Source organism: Nocardia sp. CDC159 (assembly GCF_023740735.1).
Classification (GTDB): Bacteria; Actinomycetota; Actinomycetes; order Mycobacteriales; family Mycobacteriaceae; genus Nocardia; species Nocardia pulmonis.
The window spans coordinates 261,121-273,930 of record NZ_JAMRXH010000007.1 but is presented as its reverse complement, the minus strand read 5'-3'; the positions used below and the strand labels follow the sequence as shown (position 1 = coordinate 273,930).

Sequence of the window (12,810 nt, the reverse complement as noted above, 5' to 3'; positions counted from 1 at the left end):
CATCGCGGGGATGGGAGGGCGTTCACGGCGAAATCAGCGCCGCCGCTTGGACTTCGGAGGCTTGGCGTGCTTGCCCTCCGAGCGGGCGGCCTCGCGGCGCTCGCGGCGGGTCATGCCGTCGGAATGTTGGCCGTTGCCGTACTCCTCGGCGTCGCTGTGGCGGGCGACGCGGCCGCCCTCGTCGGGACCGGAGTAGGTCAGGCCGCCGACGTTGGGGCGGTCGCCGATGCCCTTGGCCCGCAGGGCCGCCGGGGCCGCGGGGGTCTCGTCGACGGGCGCGGCGGGTCCGCCCGCCATCGCGCCGACCGGCGAACGCAGACCCGGATCGACCGCAACCCCTTGCGGCTGCGGCTGCTGCACCTCGACCTGGAGGTTGAACAGGAAGCCGACCGACTCCTCCTTCAGGCCCTCGAGCATCGCGGCGAACATGTCGAAGCCCTCGCGCTGGTACTCCACCAGTGGATCGCGCTGCGCCATGGCGCGCAGGCCGATGCCCTCCTTGAGGTAGTCCATCTCGTAGAGGTGCTCGCGCCACTTGCGGTCCAGCACCGACAGCAGCACCTGGCGCTCCAGGTTGCGCATGCTGCCCTCACCGGCCAGATCGTCGATCTCCTTCTCGCGCCGCGCGTAGGCCGCGTGCGCATCCTCGAGCACCGCCTCGAGCAGCTCCTCGCGGGTCAGGTCGCCCACCTCGCCGGAGGCGTTCTGACCGGTCAGATCCCGGTGGTTGATGCCGATGGGGTACAGCGTCTTCAGCGCCGTCCACAGCTTGTCCAGATCCCAGTCCTCGACGTAGCCCTCGGCGGTCGCGCCGTTGACATAGGCCGTGATCACGTCGGTGATCATGTTCTGGACCTGGCCCTCCATGTCCTCACCGGCCAGGATGCGCTGGCGCTCCGCGTAGATCACGGTGCGCTGCTGGTTCATAACCTCGTCGTACTTCAGAACGTTCTTGCGGATCTCGAAGTTCTGCTGCTCGACCTGGGTCTGGGCGCTCTTGATGGCCCGAGAGACCATCTTCGCCTCGATCGGCACATCGTCGGGCAGGTTGAGCCGGGTCATGATCGACTCCAGCGCCGCGCCGTTGAACCGCCGCATGAGCTCGTCCCCCAGCGACAGGTAGAACCGCGACTCACCCGGATCGCCCTGACGACCGGAACGACCGCGCAGCTGATTGTCGATGCGGCGCGACTCGTGCCGCTCGGTGCCGAGCACGTACAGGCCGCCGACCTCGCGCACCCGCTCGCCATCCTCCTCGACCTGCTGCTTGACCCGCTCCAGGGTAGGCAGCCAGTGCGCCTGGTACTCGTCCGGCGTCTCGACCGGGTCCAGGCCCTGTCGACGCAGCAGCAGGTCGGCGATGATGTCCGGGTTGCCGCCCAGCACGATGTCGGTACCACGACCGGCCATATTCGTCGCGACGGTCACCGCGCCCGGCCGACCGGCCTCGGCGACGATCTGCGCCTCCTGCTCGTGGAACTTGGCGTTGAGCACGTTGTGCGGAATGCCGCGCTTGGTCAGCAGCTTCGACAGATATTCCGACCGCTCGACCGAGGTGGTGCCGACCAGCACCGGCTGGCCCTTCTGATGCCGCTCGGTGATGTCGTCGGCGACCGCGTTGAATTTGGCCTCTTCGGTCTTGTAGATCAGATCCGCCTGATCCTTGCGGATCATCGGCTTGTTGGTCGGAATCGGCACCACGCCCAGGCCGTAGATCGAGTGCAGCTCGGCCGCCTCGGTCTCGGCGGTACCGGTCATGCCGGAGAGCTTGTCGTAGAGGCGGAAGTAGTTCTGCAGGGTGATGGTGGCCAGCGTCTGGTTCTCCGGCTGGATCTCCACGCCCTCCTTGGCCTCGATGGCCTGGTGCATGCCCTCGTTGTAGCGGCGGCCCACCAGGATTCGGCCGGTGAACTCGTCGACGATGATGACCTCGCCGTTGCGGACGATGTAGTCCTTGTCGCGGACGTAGAGTTCCTTGGCCTTGATGGCGTTGTTCAGATAGCTGACCAGCGGCGAGTTCGCGGCCTCGTAGAGGTTGTCGATGCCCAGCTGATCCTCGACGAATTCGACGCCCGCCTCGTGCACGCCGATCGTGCGCTTCTTGATGTCGACCTCGTAGTGCAGGTCCTTCTTGAGCAGTGGTGCGATACGGGCGAATTCGGCGTACCACTTCGACGACGCGTCGGCCGGACCCGAGATGATCAGCGGGGTGCGGGCCTCGTCGATGAGGATCGAGTCGACCTCGTCGACCACGGCGAAGTTGTGCCCGCGCTGGACCAGATCCTCCAGCGAGTGGGTCATGTTGTCGCGCAGGTAGTCGAAGCCGAATTCGTTGTTGGTGCCGTAGGTGATGTCGGCGTTGTAGGCCTCGCGCCGCTCGGTCGGGCTCATACCGGACAAAATCACGCCGACCTCGAAGCCGAGGAAGCGGTGCACGCGGCCCATCCACTCGGCGTCGCGGCGGGCCAGATAGTCGTTGACGGTGACAACGTGCACGCCGTCGCCGGAGATGGCGTTGAGGTAGGCCGGGAGCACACAGGTCAGGGTCTTGCCCTCACCGGTCTTCATCTCGGCCACGTTGCCAATGTGCAGCGCGGCGCCGCCCATGATCTGCACCTTGTAGTGCTTCTGGCCGAGTACTCGCCAGGACGCCTCGCGGGCCACGGCGAACGCCTCGAGCAGCAGTTCGTCCAGCGATTCGCCGTCGGCGAAGCGGTGCCGGAACTCGTCGGTCTTGCCGCGCAGCTCGGCATCGGTGAGGTCGGCGAAATCCTGCTCCAGCTCGATGACCTCGTCGGCCAGCCGCGCGAGCCGCTTGACGACGCGACCCTCACCAAAACGTAGCAACCTCGTCAGTGTCAGCGCAGGCACGGGTCTCGTCAGTCCTCTGGTCGGTGTTGTTCGTCTCGGCACCCCACGCGGGGCTGGACCCCAGGCGGGGGCTGGCTGTGGCAGCATCGCCCATGGTAATGCGGGATCCATCCTAGGCGGCGGGCGCGCACCGCGCCCACATCATCGGGGCGCTATTCACGCCGGTCATCGCAGCCTAAGGGCTACCAGCCGCCACTCCCCTCGACGGCAGGCCGCCCGGGCGGCGATCGCGAACCGCCGTCCGCCGCGTTCGTATCCCGCCACCACCTCCGCGACGCCCGGCCCGATCGGCTCGGTCCGGACGGCGACCAGCACGGCGGGGCCCAGCCTGCGCTCGGCGGCGCCGGTGCGGATCAGGGTCGCGAGGGTGGCCGCCACGGTCGGATCCACCAGCCGGGCGAGCTGCGCGGCCGAGCGGCGGCCGTCCAGCGCCTCGAGCACCAGCCGCAGCGACCGTTCGGCGAATCGCATTGCCCCCGAACTTCTTTCGCCCGCCCTGGCGTAGGATGGGGAACGCCCGTCGTGCGGCGACCGGCGGTGCGATCCGCGCAGGCGGAGCGCAGCGGCGCGGGCGGGCAGACGATGACGGCAGGGCAGCGGCGCTCGGCCCGGCCGGTCGGCACCCTCCAGCGGCGGTTCGGTATTCGGCGCGGGTGTCAGCATTTCCCCCTCGTATCTGCTCCCCTGGACACGAATCGCACCAGCATCGCACGGAACCCGCTGCGGGTGAAGGGCTTCCACCGGTATCGCGAAAAGTGCCACACGGCCGCCGCCGAGCCGTTTGTGTGACCGCACAATGGATCGAGTACCGGAAGGAGTACGCAGCAGCGTGATCACGAGACTGACGCCGCAGGATGCGTCGTTCTACCGGCTCGAATCGAGCAGTAATCCGATGCATATCGGCTCGCTCGCGATCGTTCGCGATGGCGGAACCGACGGGAGCAGGCTCGGCTACGACCGACTGGTCGAACTGGTCGAAAGCCGGTTGCCGCTGGTGCCGCGCTATCGCCGCAAGGTGCGCGAGGTCCCGCTGGCGCTGGGTCGGCCGGTGTGGGTGGAGGACAGCGGCTTCGACATCACCTATCACGTGCGGCGCTCGGCGCTACCCGGTCCCGGATCGGAGGAGCAACTCTACGATCTGGTCGCCCGGTTGTCCTCACGCCCGCTCGACCAGACCCGGCCGCTGTGGGAGATGTATCTGATCGAGGGGCTGTCCGGCGGCCGCCGCGCGATCTTCACCAAGACCCACAGCGCGCTGGTCGACGGCGCCACCGCACTCGAGATCGGCCACGTGATCCTCGATACCAGCCCGTCGCCGCGCGAGGTCGCCGCCGACGCCTGGACCGCGCGCCGCGAGCCGGGCGAGGCGGAACTGCTGACCATGGCGGCGATGGAACTGGCGGGCCAGCCGCGCGAGGCGCTGCAGGCGTTGCGCGAGGCGGGGTCCCATTCGATCGTCGGGGTCACCGGGCGGGCCGTGGAGAAGGTGGTCTCGCTGGTGCGCACCGCGGCCATCGGCGCGCCGGACAGCCCGTTCAACACCCGCACCTCGCGCAATCGCCGCTTCGACGTGGTGCGCACCGATCTCGAGGACTATCGCAGGATCCGACGGCGGGTCGACTGCTCGATCAACGATGTGATCCTGGCGGTGGTCACCGGGGCGCTGCGCATCTTCCTGCAGTCGCGCGGCGAGCTGCTCACCCAATCGGCGGTGCTGCGCACGGTGGTGCCCATGTCGGTCTACGTGGAGGGCCCCGACGGCGATCAGCTCCGACCGGCCAGCGAGGTGTCCTCGTTCCTGGTCGATCTGCCCGTCGGCGAGCCGAATCCGGTGATGCGGCTGTCGCACATCCGCCACGCCACCGCCGCGCACGCCCGGCACCGCCGCAGCGTGCGCGCCCGCACCCTGGTACACATGGCCGGGTTCGCTCCGGCCAGCCTGCATGCGATGAGCGTGCGGGCGGCGAGTACGTTCGCAGAGCACACGTTCAATCTGGTGATCACCAACGCGCCGGGTCCGCAGCAGCCGATGTACATCGGCGGCGCGCGGATGCTGGAGATGTATCCGGTGTCGCCACTGCTGCGCAACCAGGCCTCGAGTATCGGAATCACGTCCTACGACGGAAACGTGTTCTACGGTCTCAATGCCGATCGCGATGCGATGGCCGATATCGGCGTGCTGTCCGCGGCGGTGCGCGAGTCCATGGAGGAGATGCTCGGTGCCTGCGTCCAGTGAAGGCAAGCTACGGGTCTACGTCCCGGCGACCGTCGCCATGCTGCGGGACCTGGTGAACGATCGGGAGATCCGCGCGATCAACGACACGGCGTTCGCGGTCACCCCCGCGCTACGGGAGGCCTACGCCTCCGGCGACGACGAGGAACTGGCCGAGGTGGCCATGGGCGAGGCCGCGCGCGCGGCACTGCGCCTGCTGGCCGACGAACGCGAGGCGGCCCTCGCCTCCGCCGATGCCGACGAGGACGACGACAACCCCGCCTACCACAGCCCGGTCTACCGCCGCGCCGTCATCGCCGCCGACATCGCCGACGCCGCCCTGCGCCCCGACCTGGACGACGCCGTGGTCCGCCTGTCGGCCCCGATCGCCTACCACCAGATCGCCTCGGTACACGTCGACCTGGCCGAGGCCGAACCGGCCGTGGCCAAGGCCGTCGACGTGATCGATGCCGCCGACCTGGGCGACCCCGACGCCGAATTCGTCCTGGGCGACGCCGAGGATCACCAGCTGGCCTGGTACGCCGCCCAGGAACTGCCGTTCCTCTTGGAACTGCTCTGACGTGACGTGGCTCCCATCCTGACCTAACCTACGATGCCGTAACCTTGCTGTCAGGCTGCGCCGGTCGGCGCGTGATCACAGGAAATGGGCGTCTGCACGAATGGTCTCGAAATCCGTACAGAGTATTCGGGAATGGCTGGAGGCTCCGGTCGCCGAGGCGAAGATGGCCGGGCGGACCCGCCTCAACGCGCTGCGGGGGGCCGCGGCGCGCATCACCACCCCCTTGCTGCCGGATGACTATCTGCACCTGGTCAATCCGTTGTGGTCCGCGCGTGAGCTGCGCGGGCGCATCGTGGACGTGCGCAAGGAGACCGCGGATTCGGTCACGCTGGTGATCAAGCCGGGGTGGGGGTTCGACTTCAAGTTCACCCCGGGTCAGTACATCGGCATCGGGGTGCTGGTGGACGGGCGCTGGCACTGGCGGTCGTATTCGCTGACCTGTCCGCCGGATTGGAGTGATCCGGAAAGCCGGTCCAAGCGGCTGATCTCGATCGCGGTCAAGGCCATGCCGGAGGGCTTCCTGTCCAGCCACCTGGTCAACGGCGTACCCGAGGGCACGGTCGTTCGCCTGGCCGCGCCGCAGGGCGGTTTCGTGCTGCCCGAGCCGCCGCCCGCCAAGATCCTGTTCCTGACCGCGGGCAGTGGCATCACGCCCGTGATGGGCATGCTGCGCACGCTGGATCGTCGCGCCAACCTGCCCGATGTGGTGCACGTGCATTCGGCGCGCACCTCCGACGACGTCATGTTCGCCGAGGAACTGCGCGAACTGCACGACAAGCATCCGAGCTTCATCTCGCATCTGCACCTCACCGGGGAGCGGGGCAAGTTCGCGCTGGCCGATCTGGACGAGCTGTTCCCGGATTGGCGCGAGCGCGAGACCTGGGCGTGCGGCCCGCTGGCCATGCTCGACGATATCGAAAAGCACTGGGGCGCGGCCGGACTGACCGAGCGACTGCATATCGAGCGGTTCGAGGTGGAACGCTCGGCCGTCGGCCAGGGCGGCACGGTCACCTTCGCGCGCACTGGGCGCAGCGTCGCCGTCGACGGCGCCACCAGCCTGCTGCAGGCCGGTGAGGACGCGGGCGTGCAGATGCCGTTCGGCTGCCGGATGGGTATCTGCCAGACCTGTGTGGTGACGCTGACCGAGGGGCACACCCGCGATCTGCGCAACGGGGTCGAGCGCCAGGCCGGGGAGAAGATCCAGACCTGCATCTCCGCCGCGGCCGGCGACTGCACCCTCGATGTGTGACCGGCCGCGGCGCGCGGCTGCAACACCGTTCACCGAAACCCGATACTCTCGATGGCACACCCGGTGCTCCTCGCGACCCCGTAGTCGGTGAGTGCGCACACCTGGCGATGAGCGCCGTTCGAGCGCGACGAGGCAATCGAACATCGGCATCCGACTAGCGAGGCAATCCAACACTGTGGCAATTACCGACATCAATGCGTACGCCCATCTGACCCCGGCCGACATCGAGACCCTCGGCGCGGAACTCGACGCCATCCGCCGGGATGTGGAGCAGTCACTGGGCGATCGGGACGCGAAATATATTCGTCGGACGATTCGCGCCCAGCGCATTCTCGAGGCCGCCGGGCGGGCGACGCTGTTCGCGAGCCGGAAGCGGTCGGCGTGGCTGCTCGGCACGGCCATGCTGTCGGTCGCGAAGATCATCGAGAACATGGAGCTCGGGCACAACATCAGCCACGGGCAGTGGGATTGGATGAACGACCCGGAGATCCACTCCACCACCTGGGAGTGGGATATGACCGGCACGTCCGGACAGTGGAAGCGGGCGCACAACTACTCCCACCACACCTACACCAACGTGCTCGGCAAGGACGAGGACCTGGGTTTCGGCATCCTGCGCATGACCCGCGACGAGCAGTGGAAGCCGCTGCATCTGGTCCAACCGCTGGCCAACCTCGTCCTGGCCGCCACCTTCGAATGGGGCATCGCGCTGCACGACCTGTCGGCGGAGAAGCTGCAGACGGGCGTGTCCCCGTGGCAGGTGTTCTCCGAGCCGAACAAGGCGTTCGCGCGCAAGGCCGGTCGGCAGGTCGCCAAGGATTTCGTCCTCTACCCCCTGCTCACCGGCCCGGCCTGGAAGCAGACGCTGAAGGCGAACGCCACCGCGAATCTGATCCGCAATCTGTGGGCGTATGCGGTGATCTTCTGCGGCCACTTCCCCGACGGCGCCGAGAAGTTCACCGAGGAGCATTTCGCCGACGAGACCCGCGCCGAGTGGTATCTGCGGCAGATGCTGGGCAGCGCCAATTTCCAGGCGGGCCCGGCAATGGCGTTCATGAGCGGCAACCTCTGCTACCAGATCGAACATCATCTGTTTCCCGACATTCCGAGCAATCGGTATCCGGAGATCGCCGCGCGGGTGCGCCAGCTGTGCGACAAGTACGATCTGCCGTATACGACCGGTTCGCTCGGCAAGCAATATCTGCTGGCATTCCGTACTATTCACAAGCTGGCACTGCCGGACCGGTTCCTGCGCCGGACCGCCGACGACGCGCCGGAGACCTCCTCGGAGCGGAAATTCGCCGCGCTGTCGCGGGTCTCGCTGCCGACCGCGGACCAGTGGGCCGAGAACCATTGGCCCGGAATCGATCCGCGGACCGGACATCGGCGCGGCCTGCGCTCGGCCATGGCCGAGGCCAAGGTGGCGCTGCGGGAGAAGGCACGCCAGGAGAAGCAGGCCCTGCGCGAGGCCAGGCAGGCCCTGCAGGACAAGGCCCGCGAGGAGCAGCAGCTACTGCGCCGCAAGGCCCTGCGGGAGCGGGCGATCTGGCGGATGCGGCGACGGCAGCGGCAGGCGAACTGACCCGTTGGTCACTTTCACAATGCGATCCAGATCACAACTGTGAATCAATCTGTAGTTAACCTACGGAGCCGTAACCTACGGTAGTGTAACCACCATGGCGATCTCGGATGTCAAGGAATACGCCCACCTCACTCCCGAGGACGTGGAGGCGATCGGTGCCGAGCTGGACGCGATCCGGCGTGAGATCGAGGCCTCCCGCGGCGAGCGCGACGCGCGCTACATCCGCAATGTGATCCGGCTTCAGCGCGGCCTCGAAATCGGCGGGCGCGCGGTGTTGTTCGCCAGTTTCTTCCCGCCCGCGTGGTTCGCGGGCGTGGCGCTGCTGTCCACGGCCAAGATCATCGAGAACATGGAGATCGGCCACAACGTCATGCACGGACAGTGGGACTGGATGAACGATCCGGAGATCCACTCCTCGACGTGGGAATGGGACAACGTGGGTCCCTCCGAACACTGGAAGATCACCCACAACTACCTGCACCACAAGTACACCAACGTGCTGGGCATGGACGACGACATCGGCTACGGCCTGCTGCGCGTCACCCGGGACCAGCGCTGGTCGCCGTTCTATCTCGGCCAGCCGGTCTACAACCTGCTGCTGCAGATGTTCTTCGAATACGGTGTCGCCGTTCAGCATCTGGAGCTGGGCAAGCTCGCCAAGAAGAAGTGGGCGCCGGACAGCCCCGAGCGCAAGCAGTTCGAGCAGGACCGGCGGCTGGTGCTGAAGAAGATCGGCAAGCAGACCGCCAAGGACTATCTGCTCTTCCCGCTGCTGACGGGTCCGTTCTTCCTGTCCACGCTGACGGCCAACCTGGCCGCCAACATCATTCGCAATGTGTGGACCAATGCGGTGATCTTCTGCGGTCACTTCCCCGACGGCGCGGAGAAATTCACCAAGCGCGATGTCGACAACGAGACCCAGGCCGAATGGTATCTGCGGCAGATGCTCGGCAGCGCCAACATCAGCGGCGGCCCGCTCATGCACTTCATGACCGGCAACCTGTCACATCAGATCGAGCATCACCTGTTCCCCGACCTGCCGAGCAATCGGTACGCCGCCATCGCGGTGCGGGTGCGGGAGTTGTGCGACAAGTACGACCTGCCCTACACCACGGGTTCGCTTCCGGTGCAGTACGCCAAGTCCTGGCGCACCATCATGAAGCTGTCGCTGCCCAACAAGTACCTGCGCCGCAGCACCCACGACGCCCCGGAGACCCGCTCGGAGAAGGCTTTCGGCGGTTCGGCCAGCATCGACCACACCACCGGACGCCGCCGCGGCCTGCGCACCGCCCTGAAGGAGGGCCGCCGCCGCATCGCCGCGCGCCGCCAGCCGGTCTCGGTCGGCTGATTCGCGACCGGCCGTCACCCGGGGTGGTGGCGGCCGCCGCGCCCCGGCTTGGTTGACTGTCGCCCGTGGCCGAGCTTTATGAGGTGATCCGGCGGCGGCGCGATGTCCGGGCGGAGTTCACCGGCGAACTCGTCGACGATGCGACGCTGCTGCGGATTCTGGACGCCGCGCATCGGGCTCCGAGCGTGGGGAATTCGCAGCCCTGGGATTTCGTCGTGGTGCGGGACCGGGCGACGCTGACGAGATTCGCCGCCCATGTGGCCGACAAGCGCGTCGAATTCCGCGACGCGCTGCCGCCGGATCGGGCGCGCGCATTCGAGCCGATCAAGATCGAGGGAATCGTCGAGAGCGGCACCGGAATCGTCGTCACCCACGACGACAACCGCGGCGGCCCGCAGATCCTGGGCCGGGCCACTGTTCCCGAAACCGGGCGCTATTCCACGATTCTCGCCATCCAGAACCTCTGGCTCGCCGCCACGGCCGAGGGCATCGGCGTCGGCTGGGTCAGCTTCTACGACGAACCGTTCCTCACCGCCCTGATCGACCTCCCGCCCGGGATCCGCCCCATCGCCTGGCTCTGCGTCGGCCCGGTCCACGACTTCCAGGACACCCCCGATCTGGAACGCTTCGGCTGGCGCGCCCGCCGCCCCCTCCCCGACGCCATCCACTGGGAGCGCTACCGCACGTCCTGAACCCCAGCGCCGCACCCCTTCCCGCGCCTCGCACCCCCTGCGGGCGACCACAGGGGGTGCGAGGTATCGGACGGGGTGCGGCGGTGGGTCAGACGCGTTCGAGGACTGCGGAGGCGCCGATGCCGCCCGCGGCGCAGATGCCGAGCAGGGCGGTGGATTTGTCGGAGAGGGCCAGTTCGTTGGCCATTGTGGTGACCATGCGGGCGCCGGTCGCGCCGAAGGGGTGGCCGAGGGAGACCGAGCCGCCGCGCACGTTCAGGATGGCCGGGTCGATCTCGCCGACGGCGGTGTCGCGGTCGAGGCGGGTCTTGGCCCATTCGTCGCTGGCCAGGGCGGACACCACGGACAGGGTCTGGGCGGCGAAGGCCTCGTGGATATCGACGAAATCGACGTCGGCGAGCGACATTCCGGCCTTGTCGAGGGCCCGCGGCATGGAGATCGCGGGGCCGATCAGCACCTGATCGGTGGGGTCGACGCTGACATAGGTCCAGGAGCGGAAGGCGGCCAGCGGCGCGAAGCCCAGTGCGCGAGCCTTCTCCTCGCTCATCAGCAGCACGGCCGCGGCCCCGTCGGTGAGGGGGCTGGCATTGCCCGCGGTAACGGTGCCGTCCTTCGCGAAGACCGGAGCCAGCCTGGCCAGCTTCTCGACACTGGTGTCGGCGCGCACGAGTCCGTCGCGGCGCACCGACTCCCCCTCGGGCGTCACGACTTCCAGCACCTCACGATCGAAGCGCCCGGATTCGATGGCCGCGGCGGCACGGTGATGCGAGCGCGCGGCGAACTCGTCCTGCGCCGCGCGGGTGATGCCGTGGATACCGGCCATCTTCTCCGCCGACTCGCCCATCACCTCGCCGGTGGTGCGCTCGGCGATCTTGGGTCGGCGCGGCACGATATCGGTGAACGGGGCCAGCTGCGCCACTGCCGACAGATAGTCCTTGGCCTTGGGCTTGCCCAGCGCCAGCGGCGCGGCCGCGTGCACCACCTTCTGCGGCAGCTTCACCTCGGCATTACTGGTGGAATCGCTGCCGCCCGCGATCATCACGTCGTATTCCCCGCGCTCGATGGCCGCGGCCGCCGACGTCACGGCCTGCAGGCCGGACGCGCAGGCGCGGGTGACGGTGTAGCCCTCGCAGCCGGGATCGAGCTTCAGATCCAGTGCGATCTCGCGGGCGATGTTCGGCGCCGCGCTGGGCAGGATCACCCCGCCCCACACGATGGCCTGCACCTGATCCTTGGGCAGGCCGGTCCGCTCCAGCAGACCGGCCACGGCCGCATCGGCCAGATCGATCGAATCCAGCCGCGTGTAGTCGGTGAACGCCCGTACGAACGGCGTCCGCACACCCGACACGATCACAGCACGACGTTTGGCAGCCACGACATGTCCTCTCCGAAGAACCCGAGGCCACCAACTTACTGCAAAGTAAGGAAAAAGGCGATACACATTGTCACAGACAAGTGCGAGCTACCCGGAAGGTTTGCGTGACAACCTGTTTCGCGAGAAATCGCCGAACAGTGGGCGACCGGGGCTCCGAAAAGCCCCGGTCCGGGGGCTTACGCCGCGACTACGCGAGTCGGATCAGGCCGTAGTCGAAGGCGTGGCGACGGTAGACCACCGACGGCCGGTCGGTCTCCTTGTCCTGGAACAGGAAGAAATCATGGCCGACGAGCTCCATCTGATAGAGGGCGTCGTCGACGGTCATCGGTGTGGCCGGGTGCACCTTGGTGCGCACGATATGGCCCGGGCCCGCGTAATCGTTCGGTTCGATGATCTCGTCGGGCCAGCGCTCGTGGCCGGACGTCGATTCGTCCGACGACTTGGCGAACAGCGCGTCGTCGATCAGATCGGCGGTGGCCTCGGCCACCGAGACGGGAGTCTTCTCCCCGTAGTGCACCCGCCGCCGGTCCTTCGTCCGGCGCAGCCGACTCTCGAGTCGATCGACGGCCAACTCGAGCGCGGCATAGAAGCTGTCGGCGGCGGCCTCGGATCGCGCGACCGGGCCCTTGCCCCGGACGGTGATCTCCACGCGCTGACAACTCTTGCGCTGACGGCGATTTCGTTCGTGGAACAGCTCGACGTCGAACAGGTAGATCGACGGGTCGAAGCGTTCGAGTCGCGCGAGCTTCTCGGCGACGTGAATGCGGAAATGATCGGGAACCTCGACGTTGCGTCCCTTCACCACGACGTCCGCACGAGGCGTCCTGGGCCGGTCCGCTGCAGGCTGCTCGGCTCCGTTGCGCTGCGGGATGTCGAACGAAGTGCCGTAACGGGCCGAGGG

10 protein-coding genes are annotated in these 12,810 nt (G+C 67.7%); 6 read left to right on the top strand and 4 right to left on the bottom strand.

Annotated elements, in window-relative coordinates:
• Window positions 1–33: 33 nt before the first annotated feature.
• Both secA and NDR87_RS18285 read right to left on the bottom strand, forming a co-directional pair.
• Complete coding sequence (gene secA / locus NDR87_RS18290; protein ID WP_251913966.1) at window positions 34–2,871, bottom strand: preprotein translocase subunit SecA; 2,838 nt, start codon at window positions 2,869–2,871, stop codon at window positions 34–36.
• 165 nt (window positions 2,872–3,036) lie between these two features.
• Entirely contained in the window at window positions 3,037–3,342 is a 306-nt protein-coding gene (locus NDR87_RS18285) for an Rv3235 family protein (protein WP_251913967.1), read from the bottom strand.
• Window positions 3,343–3,700: 358 nt separating this feature from the next.
• Here NDR87_RS18285 and NDR87_RS18280 point away from each other — a divergent pair, with 358 nt between their 5' ends.
• The 6 genes from NDR87_RS18280 to bluB all read left to right on the top strand — a co-directional run bounded on the left by NDR87_RS18280 (window position 3,701) and on the right by bluB (window position 10,534).
• Window positions 3,701–5,107: a wax ester/triacylglycerol synthase family O-acyltransferase gene (locus tag NDR87_RS18280; RefSeq protein ID WP_251913968.1), complete on the top strand. Its 1,407-nt coding sequence runs from the start codon at window positions 3,701–3,703 to the stop codon at window positions 5,105–5,107.
• Entirely contained in the window at window positions 5,091–5,663 is a 573-nt protein-coding gene (locus NDR87_RS18275; protein WP_372494206.1) for a hypothetical protein, read from the top strand. The genes NDR87_RS18280 and NDR87_RS18275 overlap by 17 nt, the downstream gene beginning before the upstream one ends.
• 100 nt (window positions 5,664–5,763) lie before the next feature.
• Entirely contained in the window at window positions 5,764–6,912 is a 1,149-nt protein-coding gene (locus NDR87_RS18270) for a ferredoxin reductase (RefSeq protein ID WP_286013691.1), read from the top strand.
• Window positions 6,913–7,087: 175 nt separating this feature from the next.
• Window positions 7,088–8,494, top strand: a complete 1,407-nt coding sequence (locus tag NDR87_RS18265; RefSeq protein WP_251913969.1) for an acyl-CoA desaturase — start codon at window positions 7,088–7,090, stop codon at window positions 8,492–8,494.
• 94 nt (window positions 8,495–8,588) lie between these two features.
• Window positions 8,589–9,842, top strand: a complete 1,254-nt coding sequence (locus NDR87_RS18260) for a fatty acid desaturase (protein ID WP_251913970.1) — start codon at window positions 8,589–8,591, stop codon at window positions 9,840–9,842.
• Window positions 9,843–9,907: 65 nt separating this feature from the next.
• Complete coding sequence (gene bluB, locus NDR87_RS18255) at window positions 9,908–10,534, top strand: 5,6-dimethylbenzimidazole synthase (protein ID WP_251913971.1); 627 nt, start codon at window positions 9,908–9,910, stop codon at window positions 10,532–10,534.
• A gap of 88 nt (window positions 10,535–10,622) precedes the next feature.
• Here the strand turns inward: bluB and NDR87_RS18250 are convergent, their stop codons facing one another.
• Complete coding sequence (locus NDR87_RS18250) at window positions 10,623–11,909, bottom strand: acetyl-CoA C-acyltransferase (RefSeq protein WP_251913972.1); 1,287 nt, start codon at window positions 11,907–11,909, stop codon at window positions 10,623–10,625.
• Window positions 11,910–12,096: 187 nt separating this feature from the next.
• Window positions 12,097–12,780, bottom strand: coding sequence for a ribosome hibernation-promoting factor, HPF/YfiA family (gene hpf, locus NDR87_RS18245; protein WP_251914229.1), 684 nt, complete (start codon window positions 12,778–12,780; stop codon window positions 12,097–12,099).
• Window positions 12,781–12,810: the final 30 nt, after the last annotated feature.

Coding starts and splice junctions, on each gene's coding strand:
- NDR87_RS18285 (WP_251913967.1), bottom strand. CDS start 3,342: ATGCGATTCGCCGAACGGTCGCTGCGGCTGGTGCTCGAGGCGCTGGAC.
- NDR87_RS18270 (WP_286013691.1), top strand. CDS start 5,764: ATGGTCTCGAAATCCGTACAGAGTATTCGGGAATGGCTGGAGGCTCCG.
- NDR87_RS18260 (WP_251913970.1), top strand. CDS start 8,589: ATGGCGATCTCGGATGTCAAGGAATACGCCCACCTCACTCCCGAGGAC.